The organism is Pseudomonas morbosilactucae (assembly GCF_023241715.1).
Classification (GTDB): Bacteria; Pseudomonadota; Gammaproteobacteria; order Pseudomonadales; family Pseudomonadaceae; genus Aquipseudomonas; species Aquipseudomonas morbosilactucae.
In genome coordinates this window covers 1-19,558 of sequence record NZ_JALQCW010000054.1, presented here as the reverse complement: position 1 = coordinate 19,558, position 19,558 = coordinate 1, and the positions used below count along the sequence as shown (strand labels likewise).

At 60.7% G+C, this 19,558-nt stretch carries 17 protein-coding genes, 1 tRNA gene and 2 pseudogenes; 8 read left to right on the top strand and 12 right to left on the bottom strand.

Annotation, left to right across the window (positions count from 1 at the left end):
• Nucleotides 1–11 precede the first annotated feature (11 nt).
• The 7 genes from tolB (at nucleotide 12) to nadA (ending at nucleotide 5,663) form a co-directional block, all read left to right on the top strand.
• Complete coding sequence (gene tolB / locus M1B34_RS19990; protein WP_185039096.1) at nucleotides 12–1,292, top strand: Tol-Pal system beta propeller repeat protein TolB; 1,281 nt, start codon at nucleotides 12–14, stop codon at nucleotides 1,290–1,292.
• A gap of 55 nt (nucleotides 1,293–1,347) precedes the next feature.
• Complete coding sequence (pal, locus tag M1B34_RS19985; protein ID WP_003178634.1) at nucleotides 1,348–1,845, top strand: peptidoglycan-associated lipoprotein Pal; 498 nt, start codon at nucleotides 1,348–1,350, stop codon at nucleotides 1,843–1,845.
• Between the two features lie 6 nt (nucleotides 1,846–1,851).
• Nucleotides 1,852–2,676, top strand: a complete 825-nt coding sequence (gene ybgF, locus M1B34_RS19980) for a tol-pal system protein YbgF (RefSeq protein ID WP_123328582.1) — start codon at nucleotides 1,852–1,854, stop codon at nucleotides 2,674–2,676.
• A 166-nt stretch (nucleotides 2,677–2,842) separates the two neighbouring features.
• A complete protein-coding gene (queE, locus tag M1B34_RS19975) occupies nucleotides 2,843–3,490 on the top strand; it encodes a 7-carboxy-7-deazaguanine synthase QueE (protein ID WP_268266044.1) in 648 nt (215 codons plus the stop codon).
• Between the two features lies 1 nt (nucleotide 3,491).
• Nucleotides 3,492–4,193 carry a 7-cyano-7-deazaguanine synthase QueC gene (gene queC / locus M1B34_RS19970; protein WP_268266043.1) on the top strand — a complete coding sequence of 234 codons (702 nt, stop codon included), beginning with the start codon at nucleotides 3,492–3,494 and terminating at the stop codon, nucleotides 4,191–4,193.
• A gap of 63 nt (nucleotides 4,194–4,256) precedes the next feature.
• Nucleotides 4,257–4,332: transfer RNA gene (locus M1B34_RS19965), tRNA-Lys, on the top strand.
• Between the two features lie 272 nt (nucleotides 4,333–4,604).
• Nucleotides 4,605–5,663, top strand: coding sequence for a quinolinate synthase NadA (gene nadA / locus M1B34_RS19960; protein ID WP_268261723.1), 1,059 nt, complete (start codon nucleotides 4,605–4,607; stop codon nucleotides 5,661–5,663).
• A 65-nt stretch (nucleotides 5,664–5,728) separates the two neighbouring features.
• Here the strand turns inward: nadA and M1B34_RS19955 are convergent, their stop codons facing one another.
• From M1B34_RS19955 to M1B34_RS19900, 12 genes and pseudogenes are all read right to left on the bottom strand, one after another.
• On the bottom strand, nucleotides 5,729–6,217 hold the full coding sequence (locus tag M1B34_RS19955) for an RDD family protein (protein ID WP_268266042.1): 489 nt from the start codon (nucleotides 6,215–6,217) through the stop codon (nucleotides 5,729–5,731).
• 94 nt (nucleotides 6,218–6,311) lie between these two features.
• Nucleotides 6,312–6,524 carry a cold-shock protein gene (locus M1B34_RS19950; protein WP_007977299.1) on the bottom strand — a complete coding sequence of 71 codons (213 nt, stop codon included), beginning with the start codon at nucleotides 6,522–6,524 and terminating at the stop codon, nucleotides 6,312–6,314.
• A 392-nt stretch (nucleotides 6,525–6,916) separates the two neighbouring features.
• Nucleotides 6,917–8,041: a glycine cleavage system aminomethyltransferase GcvT gene (gene gcvT, locus M1B34_RS19945; protein WP_268266041.1), complete on the bottom strand. Its 1,125-nt coding sequence runs from the start codon at nucleotides 8,039–8,041 to the stop codon at nucleotides 6,917–6,919.
• A gap of 41 nt (nucleotides 8,042–8,082) precedes the next feature.
• A complete protein-coding gene (locus tag M1B34_RS19940) occupies nucleotides 8,083–9,459 on the bottom strand; it encodes an L-serine ammonia-lyase (RefSeq protein ID WP_268266040.1) in 1,377 nt (458 codons plus the stop codon).
• Between the two features lie 107 nt (nucleotides 9,460–9,566).
• The gene (gene gcvP, locus M1B34_RS19935; RefSeq protein ID WP_268266039.1) at nucleotides 9,567–12,416 is read right to left on the bottom strand and encodes an aminomethyl-transferring glycine dehydrogenase; all 2,850 of its coding nucleotides are present in this window, start codon (nucleotides 12,414–12,416) and stop codon (nucleotides 9,567–9,569) included.
• A 9-nt stretch (nucleotides 12,417–12,425) separates the two neighbouring features.
• Entirely contained in the window at nucleotides 12,426–12,809 is a 384-nt protein-coding gene (gene gcvH / locus M1B34_RS19930) for a glycine cleavage system protein GcvH (protein ID WP_123328575.1), read from the bottom strand.
• Between the two features lie 333 nt (nucleotides 12,810–13,142).
• Entirely contained in the window at nucleotides 13,143–14,651 is a 1,509-nt protein-coding gene (locus tag M1B34_RS19925; protein WP_268266038.1) for a sigma-54-dependent transcriptional regulator, read from the bottom strand.
• 133 nt (nucleotides 14,652–14,784) lie between these two features.
• Nucleotides 14,785–15,144 carry a DUF5064 family protein gene (locus M1B34_RS19920; RefSeq protein WP_123328573.1) on the bottom strand — a complete coding sequence of 120 codons (360 nt, stop codon included), beginning with the start codon at nucleotides 15,142–15,144 and terminating at the stop codon, nucleotides 14,785–14,787.
• Between the two features lie 70 nt (nucleotides 15,145–15,214).
• Nucleotides 15,215–16,144, bottom strand: coding sequence for a carbamate kinase (gene arcC / locus M1B34_RS19915; RefSeq protein ID WP_123328572.1), 930 nt, complete (start codon nucleotides 16,142–16,144; stop codon nucleotides 15,215–15,217).
• Between the two features lie 109 nt (nucleotides 16,145–16,253).
• Nucleotides 16,254–17,264, bottom strand: coding sequence for an ornithine carbamoyltransferase (locus M1B34_RS19910; protein ID WP_123328571.1), 1,011 nt, complete (start codon nucleotides 17,262–17,264; stop codon nucleotides 16,254–16,256).
• Nucleotides 17,265–17,330: 66 nt separating this feature from the next.
• Nucleotides 17,331–18,587 carry an arginine deiminase gene (arcA, locus tag M1B34_RS19905; protein ID WP_268266037.1) on the bottom strand — a complete coding sequence of 419 codons (1,257 nt, stop codon included), beginning with the start codon at nucleotides 18,585–18,587 and terminating at the stop codon, nucleotides 17,331–17,333.
• A 33-nt stretch (nucleotides 18,588–18,620) separates the two neighbouring features.
• Nucleotides 18,621–19,478, bottom strand: a pseudogene (locus M1B34_RS19900) (amino acid permease); the annotation flags it as partial.
• A gap of 7 nt (nucleotides 19,479–19,485) precedes the next feature.
• On the opposite strand from M1B34_RS19900, the pseudogene M1B34_RS19895 reads away from it, so the two are divergent.
• A pseudogene (locus M1B34_RS19895) lies at nucleotides 19,486–19,558 on the top strand (PH domain-containing protein); the annotation flags it as partial.

The following is a 19,558-nucleotide window of genomic DNA, read 5'->3' as shown; positions in this document are numbered from 1 at the left end:
TTCTTCGAGGAATGCTTGTCGTTATTTGCTGTATGGCAGGGATAGCGGCAGCGGATGAAAAGAACATTATGGTCACCAGTGGCAGTGACCGAGCCACGCCTATTGCCGTTGTGCCTTTCGGCTGGCAGGGCGGCAGCGTGCTGCCAGACGATATGGCACAGATCATCGGTGATGACCTGCGCAACTCCGGCTACTACGCGCCGATTCCGAAGCAGAACATGATCAGCCTGCCGACTCAGGCCAGCGAAGTCATTTTCCGTGACTGGAAGGCCTTGGGCGCGCAATACGTGATGGTCGGCAGCATCGTGCCAGCGGGCGGTCGCCTGCAGGTGCAATACGCGCTGTTCAACGTCGCCACCGAGCAGCAAGTGCTGACCGGCAGCGTGTCGGGTACCACCGATCAACTGCGTGACATGTCGCACTACATTGCCGACCAGTCGTTCGAGAAACTCACAGGCATCAAGGGTGCTTTCTCGACGCGCATGCTGTACGTGACGGCTGAGCGTTTTTCCGAGAAAAACACTCGCTACACCCTGCAGCGTTCGGATTATGACGGTGCGCGTGCCGTGACCCTGCTGCAATCCCGTGAGCCGATCCTGTCGCCGCGCTTCGCGCCGGATGGCAAGCGCATCGCCTATGTGTCGTTCGAGCAGAAGCGTCCGCGGATCTTCGTTCAGCACATCGACACTGGTCGTCGTGAGCAGATCACTAACTTTGAAGGTCTTAACGGTGCTCCGGCCTGGTCTCCAGATGGCCAGCGCCTGGCATTTGTACTGTCCAAAGACGGTAATCCGGATATTTATGTGATGAATCTAGGCTCGCGCCAGATCAATCGCGTGACCAGCGGCCCGGGCATCAATACCGAACCGTTCTGGGGCAAGGATGGCTCGACCATCTACTTCACATCGGACCGTGGCGGTAAGCCACAGATCTACAAAACCAGCGCAGGTGGCGGCGGTGCGGAGCGTGTGACCTTTATCGGTAACTACAACGCCAACCCGAAACTTTCGGCGGACGAGAAGACCTTGGTGATGATTCACCGGCAGGATGGCTTCACTAACTTCAAGGTGGCGGCTCAGGATTTGCAACGTGGAAGCGTAAAAATCCTTACAGATAGCACACTTGATGAGTCGCCTACTGTTGCGCCCAACGGCACCATGGTAATCTACGCCACCCGCCAGCAAGGCCGGGGAGTCTTGATGCTCGTCTCTATCAATGGACGAGTGAGACTCCCACTTCCTACCGCTCAAGGCGAAGTCAGAGAACCTTCCTGGTCCCCTTACCTGAACTGACGCGGCGGCGCTACACGTTTTACTTAACACACTGGGGTTCATTAGGAGTTTCACGATGGAAATGCTGAAGTTTGGTAAGTTCGCTGCTCTGGCTCTGGCCATGGCTGTAGCTGTAGGTTGCTCGTCCAAAGGCGGCGACAACGCTGGCGAAGGCGCTGTTGATCCAAACGCCGGTTACGGCGCTAACACTGGTGCTGTTGACGGCTCCCTGAGCGAAGAAGCTGCTCTGCGCGCTATCACCACTTTCTACTTCGAATACGACAGCTCGGACCTGAAGCCAGAAGCCATGCGCGCTCTGGACGTTCACGCCAAAGACCTGAAAGCAAACGGCGCTCGCGTTGTTCTGGAAGGCAACACCGACGAACGTGGTACTCGTGAGTACAACATGGCACTGGGCGAGCGTCGTGCGAAAGCCGTTCAGCGCTACCTGGTACTGCAAGGTGTTTCCCCAGCTCAGCTGGAACTGGTTTCCTACGGCGAAGAGCGTCCAGTTGCTACCGGCAACGACGAGCAGTCCTGGGCTCAAAACCGTCGCGTCGAACTGCGTAAGTAATTCGTCATGCGAACGTGCCGTCGTGCTGTAACTATTTTGGCTCTCAGCCTCGCGCCGCTTGCGGCGCAGGCTGCGGTTCCTGTGGTCGATAACAACTCCGGCTATAACAATAGCGGGAGCAGTTATCCGCCAGCGGGTTATGGCACGAACGGCGCCTATGCCGGGGGAGGGGTTTCGACCCCTGTCTCGGCACAGGGCGAGCTGTTCCAGCAACTGCAGCAGATGCAGGAGCAAATCGCACGGCAACAAGGTGTGATCGAAGTACTGCAAAATGATGTTTCGCGCATGAAGCAAGAAAACTTGGAGCGTTACCAGGATCTTGATCGGCGCATTGGAAGCGGTGTTGCACCTGCCGCCACTCCTGATAATTCTTCAACCGGTGGCGACATGAGCGCCGCCGGTGCTGCTGCCGGAGCCCCTGCTCAGGCTCCAGCGGCGAGCAGCGAACCGGCTGACCCGGCGAAGGAAAAGCTCTATTACGATGCTGCCTTCGACCTGATCAAAGCCAAGGATTTCGACAAGGCCAGCCAGGCTTTCTCGGCCTTCCTGCGCAAGTACCCCAACAGCCAATACGCGGGCAATGCCCAGTACTGGTTGGGTGAGGTGAACTTGGCCAAGGGTGACTTGCAAGGTGCTGGCCAGGCCTTTGCCAAAGTCTCCCAGCTTTACCCTAAGCACGCCAAGGTGCCGGACTCGCTGTACAAATTGGCTGATGTAGAGCGCCGCCTGGGTCATGCCGACCGGGTCAAAGGCATTCTGCAGCAGGTGGTAGCCCAATATCCGGGTACTTCCGCTGCTCAGTTGGCTCAGCGCGATTTGCAACGCATGTAATCGAGCTTGAGCCGTTTTGAAGAAACCCGCGCTTGTCGCGGGTTTTTTCGTTAGAATCCACGCCCTTTTTATGAAACACGCTTCCTGAGATCTGCGCGTTGGCGGGGTTTCTTGAAGTGCCTGACGGAGGCGGACAGCCTGTTTAGCTGTTACGCCCGTGGCGACTATGCAAGACACATTGAGAATTACCGAAGTTTTTTACTCGTTGCAGGGTGAAACTCGGACCGCTGGCCTGCCCACTGTATTTGTGCGCCTGACCGGTTGCCCGTTGCGTTGCCAATACTGCGACAGTGCCTATGCGTTCAGCGGCGGCACTATCCGTACCCTTGAGGACATCCTTGAGCAGGTTGCCGGCTTCCGCCCGCGTTACGTTTGCGTGACCGGTGGCGAGCCACTGGCGCAACCCAATGCCATTCCTTTGCTCAAACAACTCTGTGATGCCGGTTATGAGGTGTCGCTGGAGACCAGTGGCGCCCTGGATATTTCAGCGGTGGACCCTCGCGTGAGCCGCGTGCTGGATCTCAAGACGCCGGGTTCGAAAGAGGCGCACCGCAACCGCTACGAGAACATCGAGCTGTTGACACCCAATGACCAGGTCAAGTTTGTGATCTGCTCCCGTGAGGACTATGACTGGGCCGTTTCCAAGCTGATCCAGTTCGGCCTCGAGCAACGGGCTGGCGAAGTGTTGTTTTCGCCTAGCCATCACGACTTGAATGCTCGTGACCTGGCTGATTGGGTGGTCGCTGACAACTTGCCAGTACGCTTGCAATTGCAGCTGCATAAATACCTCTGGAATGATGAGCCGGGGCGCTGAAATGACTGATCAACAACCGCATCAAGCTACGAGCGAAAAGCGTGCAGTGATCCTGCTATCTGGCGGCCTTGATTCGGCGACGGTGGTTGCAATGGCCCGGGCCGAAGGCTTCAGCTGCTACACCATGAGCTTTGACTACGGTCAGCGCCATCGTGCCGAGTTGCAGGCTGCTGAGCGTGTAGCGCGAAATTTGGGCGTGATCGAGCACAAGGTCATTGGTCTCAATCTGGACGGTATCGGCGGTTCAGCCCTGACGGACAGCTCCATTGATGTGCCTGAGGCGCCCAGCGAAGGCATTCCCGTCACTTATGTACCGGCTCGCAATACCGTGTTCCTGTCCCTGGCCCTGGGCTGGGCGGAGGTCCTGGGGGCTCGTGACATCTTTATCGGCGTAAACGCCGTGGATTATTCCGGCTACCCGGATTGCCGTCCTGAGTTTGTCGAGGCGTTCGAGCGTATGGCTAACCTCGCGACCAAGGCCGGTGTAGAAGGGCAGGGGTTCCGCATTCAGGCACCGCTGCAGAACCTCAGCAAGGCCGACATCGTCAAGGCAGGGGTAGGGTTGGGGGTCGATTACGCCCTGACAGTTTCCTGCTATCAGGCGGACGATCAAGGGCGTGCGTGCCGTAAATGCGACAGCTGCCGCCTGCGTGCTGAAGGCTTCGCTGCGGCCGGAATCAGTGACCCAACACGTTATTTCTGATTTTTTTCATATTGGGTGTTGAATTCCCGTTAGAAATCAGTATTATACGCGCCACCACACAGCGGGTCGTTAGCTCAGTTGGTAGAGCAGTTGGCTTTTAACCAATTGGTCGTAGGTTCGAATCCCACACGACCCACCATTTTTAGCTGTTTTAAAAGTCTGGAAGGCCCATGAAAATGCGGATTTCCGGATTTTTTTTTGCCCCGAGTTTTTGTAGCGTCTCACTCGGGTGCCTGTGCCGCGGGTACTGCTTAGAATGCACTGTTGCCTAACGGGTATATTCTGTAGCCTTGCTCAGCTTCAATGCTGTCCGTGCCTGATGAACTCACTCTCCCGGCGGGGCCTCTGAACGGTCCGGAGCCGGTGGTACACTCGACTTTCGCGCCCCTAGCGCCTGCAGGTCTTGCGAACATGACGCAAATTTCTGAACGCCTTCTGGTTCAAGCCCACCTCGACGCCAAGCAGCCCAAACCACTGACTGCGGCCGAAGAATCCCATTTGCGCGCCGCTATCGCTGCTGAGCTCAAGGCTCAGGATGCGGTGCTGGTTGCCCATTTCTACTGCGATCCGGTGATTCAGGCCCTGGCCGAAGAAACCGGTGGCTGTGTTTCCGATTCCCTGGAAATGGCCCGCTTCGGCAACGCTCATCCGGCCAAGACCGTGGTGGTGGCCGGCGTACGTTTCATGGGCGAGACCGCCAAGATCCTCAACCCGGAAAAGCGTGTGTTGATGCCGACGCTGGAGGCCACCTGTTCGTTGGACCTGGGTTGCCCGGTGGAGGACTTCTCGGCGTTTTGTGACCAGCATCCCGAGCGCACGGTGGTGGTGTATGCCAACACCTCCGCAGCGGTCAAGGCGCGGGCCGATTGGGTCGTGACCTCCAGCTGTGCCCTGGAAATCGTCGAAAGCCTGATGGATAACGGCGAAACCATCATCTGGGGCCCTGACAAGCACCTAGGCACCTATATTCAGCGCCAGACCGGCGCCGACATGCTGCTCTGGGACGGTGCCTGCATCGTTCACGAGGAGTTCAAGTCCAAGCAATTGGAAGACATGAAGGCGCTCTATCCGGATGCGGCGATTCTGGTGCACCCGGAGTCTCCGACTTCGGTGATCGAGTTGGCGGATGCGGTGGGTTCCACCAGCCAATTGATCGCAGCGGCACAACGCCTGCCGAACAAGACCTTTATCGTGGCCACCGACCGCGGCATTTTCTACAAGATGCAGCAGCTGTGCCCCGACAAGGTGTTTATCGAGGCCCCTACAGCGGGTAACGGCGCAGCGTGCCGTAGCTGTGCCCACTGCCCTTGGATGGCCATGAACACCCTGGAGCGCACCCTGCAGTGCCTGCGTGAGGGTAGCAATGAAATCTTCGTCGACCCGGCGCTGATTCCCCAGGCGATTCGCCCGCTCAAACGCATGCTGGACTTCACTCAGGCCGCGCGGATGAAGCTGGCCGGCAACGCCTGATCGGTTTTTGTCCGCACCAATGAAAACGCCCCCGACAGTTCGGGGCGTTTTTTGTAAGCGGCGGGTTATTTTTTCTGTTTGGGGATACGCACGATTCGGCTGTCGGAATAGATGTCGTGCCAGGCGCGCTGTTGCTTGTCCACCAAGACCCAGAAGAATCCCAGCCCCGCGCATAGCCACGACGCCATCGACACCATAAAGCGCAACAGCGCCTGCCACAGGCTGATACGGCTGCCATCGGCGTTCTGTACGCGAATGCCCCAGACCTGCATGCCCAGGGTCTGCCCGGAATGGGTCCAGAACTTGGCGAAAAAACCAAAGAGCATCAGCAGTAGCACGGTGGAGTAGAGCGGATCGCCGTCCAGGGCGCCGGATTCGGTCAGTGCGCGCATTTTGCTTTCGCCGATGATCTGCATCTGAATCAGCTTGTAGACGCCGCCTGTGACGATCAGCAGGGCCGTGCACAGCAGAAAATCATAGAACATCGCTGCCAGGCGACGGCCCAGGCCGGCGGCAGGAAACTCGCCTTGGGGGCTTAGCAGAGGTTTCGGCATGACGGGCTCTCGAGAAAAAAGAAGCCATTTTACGGAATTGCGCGCACAAAAAAGCCCCTGATGTCAGCATCAGGGGCTTTTTCGTTACAGACGATTAAGCTTCAGCTTGTACTTCGTCTGCTTGCATGCCTTTTTGGCCCTGCACAGCGATGAAGGTCACTTTCTGGCCTTCTTTCAGACTTTTGAAGCCGTTGCCCTGAATGGCGCGGAAGTGCACGAACAGATCCGGACCGCTTTCTGGAGTGATAAAACCAAAACCTTTCTCGTCGTTAAACCACTTGACGGTACCGCTCTGACGTTGGGACATTTCTTATTTCCTTTGACACTAAAAATTAATGACAGTCTCTTTCTCATGAAAGAGTACTGGGCTGGGTTGCAGGAAAGTAAGAGACGTCGAACGGGTTGTAGCAAACTTGTTGGCTACTGCCCAGGTCACGATTCCAAGCGACCCATGCAAACACAGTGGGGAAACTCTACGCCAACTACGGGAGAAAAAACAAGCCCCGCGAACCCCCCGGTTTTACTCAGCTTGATGAGGTTTGCCGAGGCTGGAGGGCGGGGCTTATTCGATAGCGTCGTTCAATTGTATGGGACTGTTATAAGTACAGTTCGATTGTGAAAATATGCACTGTTTTATGGCGGTCGCGTTACAGATTAGTGCACTTTTAACGCGGTCGCGTTACTTATAGAAACAGTCCGTCAGCCTCGATAGTAGCGTTGAGCTACAAATGGCATTTTACTTACAAGCATTGATACCTTTTTCCCACGAACAATTGCCCACACCGGCGTATCAAGTGCCGAGTATTGGCTGTCGACGTAACCCATGGCCAACGGGCCGCCCAGGGTCGGCCCGAAACCGCCGCTGCAAACACGGCCAATCACCGCTCCCGCTTCGTTGACGATCTCTGCGCCTTCACGCACAGGTGTGCGCTCCTGTGGCAACAGGCCTACACGTTTGTGGCCCACGCCAGCTTGCTGCTGGGCAAAGATCGTCTCGGCGCCGGGGAAGCCACCTGCCCGTGTGCCATCGGCGCGACGTGCCTTGGAGATGGCCCAAAGCAGGCTGGCCTGGATCGGCGTGGTGTCGCTACTCATATCGTGGCCATAGAGGCATAGGCCGGCCTCCAGGCGCAGGGAGTCGCGGGCGCCCAGGCCAATGGCCGCGACTTCCGGCTCAGCCAACAGGGTGCGGGCCAGGGCTTCGGCAGCGGCCGCGGGTACGGAGATTTCGAATCCATCTTCGCCGGTGTAGCCCGAACGGCTGATGAAACAGTCGATGCCCTGGAGCTTGACCGGCTTGAACTGCATAAAGGTCATGCTCGCCACTTCAGGGGCCAGGCGCGCCAGCACCGTGACCGCTGCCGGGCCTTGCAGAGCCAGCAGGGCGCGTTCTTCGAACAGTGGCTGAATCTCGCATTGCTCGCCGATGTACTGGCGCAGGTGGGCCAGGTCTTGATCCTTGCAGGCGGCGTTGACCACCAAAAACAGCTGATCGTCCCCCAGGTTGGCGACCATCAGGTCATCGAGAATGCCGCCCTGGTCGTTGGTGAACATGGCGTAGCGCTGCATGCCCACGGGCAGGTCGATGATGTCCACCGGCACCAGGGTTTCCAGGGCCTGGGCAGCGTTGGCGCCGCTCAGGCGGATCTGCCCCATGTGGGACACGTCGAAGAGCCCAGCGTGCTCGCGGGTGTGCTGGTGTTCTTTCATCACGCCCAGTGGGTACTGCACCGGCATGTCGTAGCCGGCGAACGGCACCATGCGTGCGCCCAGCTCAAGGTGCAGGGCGTGCAGCGGGGTTTTCAACAGTGATTCGGTGGACATGTTCAGCTCCTGAAAATAGGCGCGATCCGGCGTTACCCGCATCAGCACTCGATAATGTTGACGGCCAAACCACCGCGGGCGGTTTCCTTGTATTTGCTTTTCATGTCGGCGCCGGTCTGGCGCATGGTGCGGATGACCTTGTCCAGGGAGACGAAATGCTGCCCGTCGCCCCGCAATGCCATGCGCACGGCGTTGATCGCCTTGACCGAGCCCATGGCATTGCGCTCGATGCACGGTACCTGCACCAGCCCGCCAATCGGGTCGCAGGTCAGGCCCAGGTTGTGTTCCATGCCGATTTCGGCAGCGTTTTCCACTTGTTGCACAGTGCCGCCCAGAACTTCGCAGAGGGCACCCGCGGCCATGGAACAGGCAACGCCCACTTCCCCTTGGCAGCCGACCTCGGCGCCGGAGATCGAGGCGTTTTCCTTGTAGAGAATGCCGATGGCGGCCGCGGTGAGCAGAAACCGCACCACACCGTCTTCATTGGCACCGGGAATAAAGCGCATGTAGTAATGCAGCACCGCCGGGACGATGCCGGCTGCACCATTGGTGGGCGCGGTGACCACGCGCCCGCCGTTGGCGTTTTCCTCATTGACCGCCAGAGCATAGAGGTTGACCCAATCCAGCACCGACAAGGCATCGCGCAGCGCCGCCTCGGGGTTCTTGCACAATTGCCGGTGCAGGGCTGCGGCGCGGCGTTTGACCTTGAGGCCGCCGGGCAGAATCCCCTCGTTGCGACAACCTGCATCCACACAGTCCTGCATGACTTGCCAGATATGCAGCAGGCCGGCGCGGGTTTGTGCTTCCGGGCGCCAGGCACTTTCATTGGTCAGCATCACCTGGCTGATGGACAGCCCGTAGGTGCTGCAATGCAACAGCAGGTCCTTGGCGCTTTTGAACGGGAAGGTCAGGGGCGTGGCGTCTTCGACGATGCGGTCGGCGCCGGCGGCGTCTTCATCCACGACAAAACCGCCACCGACTGAGTAGTACTCGCGGCTGCGGACCTGGATGCCGGCGGCGTCGAAAGCGCGAAAGATCATGCCGTTGGGGTGATAGGCCAGCGGCTTGCGGATCATTGCCAGATGTTCTTTCTCGTTGAACACAATGGTGTGTTCACCAAGCAGGTTAAGGCGGCCGCTGCTGCGGATATCCAGCAGGCGGGTGGCGACGTTTTCGGTATTCACGGTGTCCGGGTGTTCACCTTCCAGCCCCAGGAGCACGGCCTTGTCGCTGCCATGGCCTTTGCCCGTGGCGCCCAGTGAGCCGTACAGCTCGACTTTGACGCACTGAGTACTGGCCAGCAGCCCATCCCGGCGCAAGCCTTCGGCAAAGCGTGCTGCCGCGCGCATCGGGCCAACGGTGTGGGAACTGGAGGGGCCGATGCCAATCTTGAACAGGTCGAACACACTCAGGGACATGGGAGTTCTCCGGTTTCTTGTTATGTGGGCGGCAGCAAGCGACAAGCTGCAAGAAAGCGCCATTGGGCTTCTAACTTGCAGCTTGAAACTTGCCGCTTGCAACTGCTTTACACGTAACTCTCGATCGACGGGCACGCACACACCAGGTTGCGGTCGCCGAACACGTTGTCGACCCGGCCAACCGGCGGCCAGTATTTGCCTTCGATCAGCGATGCCACAGGGTAGACGGCCTGCTCGCGGCTGTACGGATGGGACCATTCGCCCACCAGTTCGGCGGCTGTGTGTGGCGCGTTTTTCAGTGGGTTGTCGTCCTTGTCCAGGGCGCCGCTTTCCACCGCGCGGATTTCTTCGCGGATGCGGATCATGGCGTCGCAGAAGCGATCCAGCTCTTCTTTGGACTCACTCTCGGTCGGCTCGATCATCAAGGTGCCGGCCACCGGGAACGACATGGTCGGTGCGTGGAAGCCAAAGTCGATCAGGCGCTTGGCCACGTCATCAACGCTGATGCCGCTGCTGTCCTTCAGGGGGCGCAGGTCGAGGATGCATTCGTGGGCCACCAGGCCGTTGCTGCCGCTGTAGAGCACTGGGTAGTGTTCTTCCAGGCGCCGGGAAATGTAGTTGGCATTCAGGATCGCCAACTGCGAGGCGCGTTTGAGGCCGGCACCGCCCATCATGCGGATGTACATCCAGGTGATCGGCAAGATGCTCGCGCTGCCGAACGGTGCCGCACACACCGCGCCTTCCTTGCGTTCCATGGCCGCGTGGCCAGGAAGGAAGGGCGCCAGGTGGGATTTGACGCCGATCGGGCCAACGCCCGGACCGCCACCGCCGTGGGGAATGCAGAAGGTCTTGTGCAGGTTCAGGTGGGACACGTCGCCGCCGAACTTGCCCGGGGCGCAGAGGCCGACCATGGCGTTCATGTTGGCGCCGTCGATGTACACCTGGCCGCCGTTGTCGTGAATGATCCCGCAGATTTCGCGGATGCCCTCTTCGAACACGCCGTGGGTCGAGGGGTAGGTGATCATCAGAGCGGCGAGGTGTTCGCGGTGCTCGATGGCCTTGGCGCGAAGGTCTTCGATATCCACGTTGCCACGGGCGTCGCACGCCGTGACCACCACGCGCATACCGGCCATGTTGGCGGTGGCCGGGTTGGTGCCGTGGGCGGAAGACGGGATCAGGCAGATATCGCGACGGTCATCGCCACGGCTTTGGTGATAGGCACGGATGGCCAGCAGACCGGCGTACTCGCCCTGGGAGCCCGCGTTGGGCTGCAGGGACACGGCGTCGTAGCCGGTGGCGGCGCAAAGCATGGCCTCCAATTCATCGGTCAGTTGCTGGTAGCCGGCGCTTTGCTCGGCTGGCGCGAACGGGTGCAGGGCACCGAACTCGGCCCAGGTCACCGGGATCATTTCGCTGGCGGCGTTGAGTTTCATGGTGCAGGAGCCCAGCGGGATCATGGTGCGATCCAGGGCCAGGTCCTTGTCCGCCAGCTTGCGCAGGTAGCGCATCAGCTCGGTTTCCGAGTGATAGCGATTGAACACCGGGTGGCTGAGGATCGGCGACTGACGCACCAGGGTGGCCGGAATGCTGCTGGCCACGGAGGCGGCGAGGGCGGCGAAATCCGGCAGCGCCTGGCCGTCGGCCAACAAGCCCCACAGGGCTTCAACATCGGCCTGGCTGCTGGTCTCGTCCAGGGACAGGCCCAGGCGCTCAGCGTCGATGACCCGCAGGTTGATGCGTTGGGCACGAGCCTTGTCGTGCAGCGTGACGGTGCGGGCACCGGTGTGCAGGCTCAGGGTGTCGAAGAAGTGTGCCTGCTCCACCGAAAGCCCCAGGTCCTTCAAGCCCTTGGCCAGGATCGCGGTCAGGTGATGAATGCGCTGGGCAATCTGGGTCAGGCCCTTGGGGCCGTGATACACGGCGTACATGCTGGCGATGTTGGCCAGCAGGACCTGGGCAGTGCAGATGTTGCTGGTGGCCTTCTCGCGGCGGATGTGCTGCTCGCGGGTTTGCATGGCCAGGCGCAGGGCCGGCTTGCCGAAACGGTCCACCGAGACGCCTACCAGGCGGCCGGGCATGTCGCGCTTGAAGGCGTCGCGGGTGGAGAAGTACGCCGCGTGCGGGCCACCAAAGCCCAGGGGCACACCAAAGCGTTGTGCGCTGCCGATGGCCACGTCGGCGCCGAACTCGCCCGGTGGGGTCAGCAGGGTCAGGGCCAGCAGGTCGGCGGCCACCGCGACCAGGGCGTTGGCGGTGTGGAAGCGCTCGGTCAGTTCGCGGTAGTCGAACAGGTCACCGTTACTCGCCGGGTACTGCAGCAGGGCGCCGAAGAACGGGCTGACATCGGTCAGTTGGCGCTCATCGCCCACCACCACATCAATGCCCAAAGGTTCGGCACGGGTGCGTAGCACGTCCAGGGTTTGCGGGTGGCAATGCACAGAAGCGAAGAAGGCGTGGCTGCCTTTGTTCTTGCTCAGGCGCTTGCAGAACGTCATGGCTTCGGCCGCCGCGGTGGCTTCGTCGAGCAGGGACGCGTTGGCAATCGGCAGGCCGGAGAGGTCGCTGATCAGGGTCTGGAAGTTCAGCAGGGCTTCCAGGCGGCCTTGGGAAATTTCGGGCTGGTAAGGGGTATAGGCGGTGTACCAGGCCGGGTTTTCCAGGAGGTTGCGCAGAATCGGCGATGGCGTGTGGCAGCTGTAGTAGCCCTGGCCGATGTAGGTCTTGAACAGTTGGTTGTGGGCGGCGATGGCTTTGATCGCGGCCAGGGCATCGGCTTCGCTCTGCCCGGCACCCAGTTCCAGCACGCTGGTGCCCTTGATGCTCTCGGGGATGACGCTGGCGCTCAAGGCTTCCAGGGAGTCGAAGCCGAGGCTGTTGAGCATGGCTTGCTCGTCGCCCTGGCGCGGGCCGATGTGGCGTGCGATGAATTCGTTGGCGGTGCTCAGATTAATCGTCATGGCGGCTCCTCAGGCGTCAGCGTTGGCTTTGATCAGACGGTCGTAGGCGTCTTGATCCAGCAGTTGGCCGACAGCGGCGGCATCCGCAGGGATGAAGCGGAAGAACCAGCCTTCCCCCAGTGGTGCTTCATTGACCAGCTCGGGGCTGTCTTCCAGGGCCGGGTTGGTGGCGACCACTTCGCCGTCCAAAGGCATGTACACACCGCTGGCGGCTTTCACCGACTCCACGGTGGCGGCTTCTGCGCCCTTTTCGTAGCGTTGCAGTTCAGGCAGTTGCACAAACACCACATCCCCCAAGGCGTTCTGGGCGAAAGCCGTGATGCCGACTGTGACGCTGCCATCGGCTTCGGTACGCAGCCATTCGTGATCTTCAGTGAAACGCAACTCGCTCATGGGAACTCCTCAAGGGCCAGACTCGTCTGGTGGACGCGATTAAATGCTCGTGCAGGGCCGAGCTGAATGGCAATGTCCATAGCAAGAACGCGGCCAATGTTTTTTATTCGTTATAAATCAATGGTTTGAGTGTTTTGTGGGCCATGCCAAAGAAAGCAGCTGTAGCGAAATCGCTACGCTCGAAGCCCAAGAAAAAAGTCCATGTGGATCAAAGCCTTGGAGAGTGCAGGTTGTGGCGGGGTGTATTGATATCGTTCCGCTGTAGCGCTTTCAGTACAGTGAACGTCGCTTTCAGAGCGGATTTGCAACCCGATCCACGTGAATCGGGTTGAGTCAGGCTTTGTTGGGAATGCCGTATTTGCGCAGGCGGTGGGCGATGGCGGTGTGGGAGGTTTGCAGGCGGTTGGCCAGTTGCCGGGTCGAGGGGTAGTTGACGTAGAGGTTTTCCAGCAGATCCTTCTCGAAGGCTTCCACGGCCTGTTCCAGGCTTTCGACTTCGACGTCGTTCTGCCGAGCCACCGAGGTGCCGGCAATGTCCAGGTCGCCGATGTCCACCAAGTTGCTTTCGCAGATCGCCGCAGCGCGAAAGATCACGTTCTGCAATTGCCGTACGTTGCCCGGCCAGCGGTTGCCCAGCAGCGCCGGGTAAGTGCCCGGAGTCAGGCGGCACACCGGGCGCTGGATCTGCGCGCAGGCCTGCTGCATGAAATAGCGGGCCAGCAACAGAATGTCCTGCCCGCGCTCGCGCAGCGGCGGCACTTCGACATTCAGCACATTGAGGCGGTAGAACAGGTCTTCGCGAAAGCTGCCTTCGCTGACCATCTTTTCCAGATCACGGTGGGTGGCGCTGAGGATGCGCACATTGACCTTGATCTCGCGGTCGCCGCCGACCCGGCGGAAGCTGCCGTCGTTGAGAAACCGCAAGAGCTTGGCCTGCAGGTACGGCGACATTTCGCCAATCTCATCCAGAAACACCGTGCCCTGGTTGGCCAACTCCATCAGCCCCGGTTTGCCGCCGCGTTGGGCGCCGGTGAAGGCCCCCGGGGCGTAACCGAAGAGTTCGCTTTCGGCCAGGTTTTCCGGGAGCGCCGCGCAGTTCAGGGCCAGGAATGGGGCGCTGTGCCGGGCGCTGATGGCGTGGCAGGCACGGGCCACCAGCTCTTTGCCGGTGCCGGTTTCGCCCTGGATCAGCAGCGGTGCATCCAGGGCTGCCACCCGCTGTGCCCGCGCCTTGAGGGTGCGGATCGCCGGGGACTCGCCGAGCAAGGCATCAAAGCCTTCGGCGTGATCGTGGTGCAGGGCTGACAGGCGTTCGCCGATGCGGCTGGGTTGGTACAGGGTCAACAGGGCACCGGCGTCGGTGATCGGCGTGGCATCCAGCAGCAGGGTCTGGCCATCGAGGATGATCTCGCGCAGGGGCAGGCGAAAGCCCTGCTCCAGCAGGGTGTCGAGCAGTGCCAGATCGTTGAACACCTCAGCGATGCTTTCCCCCGCCGGCTCACGGCCGCACAGGGCGATCAGGGCCGGGTTGGCCAGCAGCACCTTGCCGGCGCTGTCCAGGGCCAGCACCGGGTCGGTCATCGCCGCCAGCAGGGCATCGAGTTGCAGGTGGCGGCGTTGCCCGGGGAGGATGTCGACCACCGTCACCGCCTGCACGCCGCGCACGCTGAACAGTGCGTCGCGCAGTTCCTCCAGCACTTGGGGGCTCAGGGTCGGGGCGTCGATATAGACGTTGGGCGGCACCATCTCGACCGCATCCAGGTTGAGGTTGCGTCCGCCGAGCAGGGCCAGGACTTCCTGGGTGATGCCGACGCGGTCGATAAAGCTGACGTGGATACGCATGGGGCGACTGAGGTTTCTGGACCACTGAAGGGCGCCAGTATGCCTTGGGCAAGAGCCTTAGTCGAAATCGCCGCAACCCCATGAGCCGCTCGCGCGGTGTTCCGCCGACCGGCTCATGCGCCAGCTGCGGGGGTTATTCCAGGTGTTCCGGTTTGACCGGGTCGCCGGGCTTGGCGTGAAGTTGCTCGCGAATGTCTTCGAACATCCGGTCGTAGTGACCATGCATGGAGCGCAGGTCAGCGTTTTTCGGGATGCCGTACTTGACCGCGACATGGAAGGCTTCGCTGGCGAAGTTGTAGGCCAGGTCCTTGGGCAGCGTGAATTCTTCCTTGAAGGGTTTTTCCTGGATTTCACCGTGCATGGTGAAGTGCATGGCGCTGCCTTCCTTGGGGTCGTGCACCACTTCGTAGTCGATCTTGATGTCGTAACCAAAGTCGCCGGGTTGCAGAGGTGCACGTTGGATATGCAGGTGACCGGGCTCGAACGTGGCCATAGGCGTCTCTCCTTCAAGGCAGTGAAGAGGGGCGGAGCCGGGGCCCGCCCCTGCGGTTCTGGGTGCTGTTTTACAGGTAGCTGATCCCGGGCTGGGCGGTGCTGATACGGGTGCCGGCCTTGCCCTGGACGATCGCCTCGATGTCCGAGAGTGAACCGATCACCGCGACTTTTCCAGTGTGCCGGGCGAACTCGCAGGCGGCCTGGACCTTGGGCCCCATGGACCCGGCGGCAAAGCCCAGCTTCTCCATGTCATCCGGATGGGCCTGTGCAATGGCTTTCTGCGTCGGCTTGCCGAAGTCGATAAAGGCTGCGTTGACGTCGGTGGCGATCACCAGCAGGTCGGCTTCTAGTTGTTCGGCCAACAGCGCTGAACACAGGTCCTTGTCGATCACGGCCTCAATGCCTTTGAGCTTGCCGTCTTCGCCATACATGGTGGGAATGCCGCCACCGCCGGCGCAGATCACGATGCTGCTTTTTTCCAGCAGCCACTTGATCGGACGGATCTCGAAGATGCGCTTGGGTCTCGGGCTGGCCACCACTCGGCGGAATTTGTCGCCGTCGGGCGCGATGGCCCAGCCTTTTTCCTTGGCCAGGCGCTCGGCCTCGTCCTTGTCGTAGACCGGGCCAATGGGTTTGCTCGGGTTCTTGAAGGCCGGGTCCTTGGGGTCCACTTCGACCTGGGTCAGCAAGGTGGCAAAGGGCACTTCGAAGTCCAGCAGGTTGCCCAGTTCCTGTTCGATGATGTAGCCGATCATGCCTTCGGTTTCGGCGCCCAGTACGTCCAGCGGATAGGGCGAAACCTGGGTATAGGCCGCCGCCTGCAGCGACAGCAGGCCCACTTGCGGACCATTGCCGTGGGCGATCACCAGTTGGTTGCCGGGGTGGACCTTGGCGATCTGCTCGGTGGCGATGCGGATATTGGCGCGCTGGTTGTCCGCGGTCATGGGTTCACCGCGGCGGAGCAGGGCGTTACCGCCCAGTGCAACGACGATACGCATAATGCAGTCCTTCTAGAGGCATGTAGAAGCCGGCTTGCCGGCGATCCCGCGTCCGGCAATGGGCATGCGGGATCGGTTATCGCAGGCAAACCAGCGCCTACGGGTCGGGTTAGAGGTCAGCCAGGGTCGAGACCAGGATCGCCTTGATGGTGTGCATGCGGTTTTCCGCTTGCTCGAAGGCGATGCAGGCCGGGGACTCGAACACGTCGTCGGTGACCTCGATACCGTTGGCCAGGTGCGGGTACTGCTCGGCGATCTGTTTGCCGACCTTGGTGTCGCTGTTGTGGAAGGCCGGCAGGCAGTGCATGAACTTGGTCCGCGGGTTGCCGGTGGCCTTCATCAGGTCGGCGTTGACCTGGTACGGCAGCAATTGCTCGATGCGTTCGGCCCAGGCCTCCACGGGCTCGCCCATGGACACCCAGACATCGGTGTGGATGAAGTCCACGCCCTTGACCGCGGCTTTCGGGTCTTCGGTGAGGGTGATGCGCGCGCCGCTTTCCTCTGCGTATTTTTTGCAGCGGCCCACCAGGTCGTCATGGGGCCACAGGGCCTTGGGCGCGCAGATGCGCACGTCCATGCCGAGCTTGGCGCCCACCAGCAGCAGGGAATTGCCCATGTTGTTGCGGGCGTCGCCGAGGTAGGCGTAGCTGATCTCGTGGATCGGCTTGTCGGCGTGTTCGCGCATGGTCAGTACGTCGGCGATCATTTGCGTCGGGTGATATTCGTCGGTCAGGCCATTGAACACCGGCACCCCGGCGAATTTCGCCAGTTCCTCGACGATTTCCTGCTTGAAGCCGCGGTACTCGATAGCGTCGTACATGCGCCCCAGCACGCGCGCAGTGTCCTTCATGCTTTCCTTGTGGCCGATCTGTGACGAATTGGGGTCGATGTAGGTGACGTTGGCGCCCTGGTCGTAGGCCGCCACTTCGAAGGCGCAGCGGGTACGGGTGGAGGTTTTTTCGAAGATCAGGGCGATGTTGTTGCCCTTGAGGTGCTGCTGTTCGGTGCCGGTGTATTTGGCGCGTTTCAGGTCGCGGGACAGGTCCAGCAGGTAGCGCAATTCGCGTGGAGTATGGTGTTCCAGGCTCAGCAAATTGCGGTTGTGGATGTTGAACGCCATTTTGGATCTCCTTGGGTTTCGGTTATCCCCCAGCGCACGGGATAAGGGGCGGCCTGGGTTAAAAGGTTAGTAATCGATCGGGTCGCGGATGATCGGGCAGGTCATGCAGTGACCGCCGCCGCGGCCCCGTCCCAGTTCACCGGCGCTGATGGTGATGACTTCCACCCCGGCCTTGCGCAGCAAGGTGTTGGTGTAGGTATTGCGGTCGTAGCCGATGACCACGCCCGGCTCCACGGCCACCACGTTGTTGCCGTCGTCCCATTGCTCGCGCTCGGCGGCGAAGGCGTTGCCGCCGGTTTCCACCACGCGCAGAGTCTTGAGGTTGAGGGCCGCGGCCACCGTTTCGATGAAACTGGTGTCTTCACGGCGGATGTCGATGCCGCCGGGTTTGCTTTCGTCAGGGCGCAGGGTGAAGGCGACGATCTGGCTCACCACTTCCGGGAAGACGGTGACCAGGTCGCGGTCGCAGAAGCTGAACACGGTGTCCAGGTGCATGGCGGCACGGGATTTCGGCAGGCCGGCGACGATCACTCGCTCCACAGCCTTGTGCTTGAACAGATTCAGTGCCAACTGGCCGATGGCCTGGCGTGAGGAGCGCTCGCCCATGCCGATCAACACCACACCGTTGCCGATGGGCATTACGTCGCCGCCTTCAAGGGTGGCATTGCCGTGTTGCTGGTCCGGGTCGCCGTACCAGATCTGGAAGTCGGCGTGGGTGAACTCGGGGTGGAACTTGTAGATGGCGCTGGCCAGCAGGGTTTCCTGGCGTCGTGCCGGCCAGTACATCGGGTTCAGGGTCACGCCGCCGTAGATCCAGCAGGTGGTGTCCCGGGTGAACTGGGTGTTGGGCAGGGGCGGCAGGATAAAGCTGGAGTGGCCGAGGAAATCGCGAAACATCTCGATGGTCTTGCCGCCGAAGCTGTTGGGCAAGTCATCGGCGGACACCCCGCCAATCAGGTACTCGGCGACCTTGCGCGGTTCCAGGCTGCGCAGCCAGGAACCGACTTCATTGACCAGGCCCAGGCCCACCTGATTGGCGGTGATCTTGCGTTCGAGGATCCAGTCCAGGGCTTCGGGGATGGCAACGATGTCCGTCAGCAGGTTGTGCATTTCCAGCACATCGATGTCCCGCTCGCGCATCTTGGTGACGAAGTCGAAGTGGTCGCGCTTGGCCTGGGCGACCCAGAGCACATCGTCGAACAGCAGTTCGTCGCAGTTGTTCGGGGTCAGCCGCTGATGGGCCAGGCCGGGGGAGCAAACCATGACTTTGCGCAGTTTGCCGGCTTCGGAGTGGACGCCGTACTTCACTTTTTCCGTGGTCATTCTCGTGATCCTCCAGAGACACAATTGGGGGTATTACAGGGTCAGGAAGCCGTCGTAGAGTCCGTAGGCCGCCACCAGGGCACCTGCGACTACCGCAGCGAAAATCAGCTTCTCGACGTGGGTGAAAATCGGTTTGTGCAGCTCCAGCTTGGCCTTGGCGAACAGGATCACGCCCGGCGCATAGAGCAGGGCGGAGAGCAGCAGGTATTTGACCCCTCCGGCGTACAGCAGCCAGATCGCGTAGATCAGCGCGATGCCGCCGATCAACAGGTCTTTCTTGCGCTCGCCCAGGGCTTGTTCGTAGGTTTCACCGCGCACCGCCAGCAGCACGGCGTACGCCGCCGACCACAGGTAGGGCACCAGAATCATCGAGGTGGCGAGGTAGATCAGCGACAGGTAGGTGCTGGCCGAGAACAGGGTGATAACCAGGAAAATCTGCACCATGGCGTTGGTCAGCCACAGAGCGTTGGCCGGTACCTGGTTGGCGTTTTCCCGGCGCAGGAACTCAGGCATGGTGTGGTCTTTGGCGGCGGCGAACATGATCTCCGCACACAGCAGCACCCACGACAGCAACGCTCCCAGCAACGAGATGATCAGGCCGACGCTGATCAGCACCGCCCCCCAGTGCCCCACCACGTGCTCCAGCACCGCGGCCATGGACGGGTTCTGCAGCTTGGCCAGTTCCGGCTGAGTCATGATCCCCAGGGACAGCACGTTCACCAGCACCAGGAACAGCAGCACGGTGATGAAGCCGATAACGGTGGCCTTGCCCACGTCCGAGCGTTTTTCCGCCCGGGACGAGAAGATGCTCGCACCCTCGATGCCGATGAACACCCAGACAGTGACCAGCATCATGTTGCGCACCTGGTTCATCACGCTGCCCAACAAGGACTGCCCCATGATCGACTTCAACAACAAAGGCTTCTTCAAGCTCAAGCAGAACCATGAGTACGCCGAACGCGTTAGCTCCC

What these genes read in the sequence shown, in the direction of transcription:
- tolB (WP_185039096.1), top strand. Translation starts at nt 12, where the DNA reads ATGCTTGTCGTTATTTGCTGTATGGCAGGGATAGCGGCAGCGGATGAA.
- pal (WP_003178634.1), top strand. Translation starts at nt 1,348, where the DNA reads ATGGAAATGCTGAAGTTTGGTAAGTTCGCTGCTCTGGCTCTGGCCATG.
- ybgF (WP_123328582.1), top strand. Translation starts at nt 1,852, where the DNA reads ATGCGAACGTGCCGTCGTGCTGTAACTATTTTGGCTCTCAGCCTCGCG.
- queE (WP_268266044.1), top strand. Translation starts at nt 2,843, where the DNA reads ATGCAAGACACATTGAGAATTACCGAAGTTTTTTACTCGTTGCAGGGT.
- queC (WP_268266043.1), top strand. Translation starts at nt 3,492, where the DNA reads ATGACTGATCAACAACCGCATCAAGCTACGAGCGAAAAGCGTGCAGTG.
- nadA (WP_268261723.1), top strand. Translation starts at nt 4,605, where the DNA reads ATGACGCAAATTTCTGAACGCCTTCTGGTTCAAGCCCACCTCGACGCC.
- M1B34_RS19955 (WP_268266042.1), bottom strand. Translation starts at nt 6,217, where the DNA reads ATGCCGAAACCTCTGCTAAGCCCCCAAGGCGAGTTTCCTGCCGCCGGC.
- M1B34_RS19950 (WP_007977299.1), bottom strand. Translation starts at nt 6,524, where the DNA reads ATGTCCCAACGTCAGAGCGGTACCGTCAAGTGGTTTAACGACGAGAAA.
- gcvT (WP_268266041.1), bottom strand. Translation starts at nt 8,041, where the DNA reads ATGTCCACCGAATCACTGTTGAAAACCCCGCTGCACGCCCTGCACCTT.
- M1B34_RS19940 (WP_268266040.1), bottom strand. Translation starts at nt 9,459, where the DNA reads ATGTCCCTGAGTGTGTTCGACCTGTTCAAGATTGGCATCGGCCCCTCC.
- gcvP (WP_268266039.1), bottom strand. Translation starts at nt 12,416, where the DNA reads ATGACGATTAATCTGAGCACCGCCAACGAATTCATCGCACGCCACATC.
- gcvH (WP_123328575.1), bottom strand. Translation starts at nt 12,809, where the DNA reads ATGAGCGAGTTGCGTTTCACTGAAGATCACGAATGGCTGCGTACCGAA.
- M1B34_RS19925 (WP_268266038.1), bottom strand. Translation starts at nt 14,651, where the DNA reads ATGCGTATCCACGTCAGCTTTATCGACCGCGTCGGCATCACCCAGGAA.
- M1B34_RS19920 (WP_123328573.1), bottom strand. Translation starts at nt 15,144, where the DNA reads ATGGCCACGTTCGAGCCCGGTCACCTGCATATCCAACGTGCACCTCTG.
- arcC (WP_123328572.1), bottom strand. Translation starts at nt 16,144, where the DNA reads ATGCGTATCGTCGTTGCACTGGGCGGTAACGCCCTGCTCCGCCGCGGT.
- M1B34_RS19910 (WP_123328571.1), bottom strand. Translation starts at nt 17,264, where the DNA reads ATGGCGTTCAACATCCACAACCGCAATTTGCTGAGCCTGGAACACCAT.
- arcA (WP_268266037.1), bottom strand. Translation starts at nt 18,587, where the DNA reads ATGACCACGGAAAAAGTGAAGTACGGCGTCCACTCCGAAGCCGGCAAA.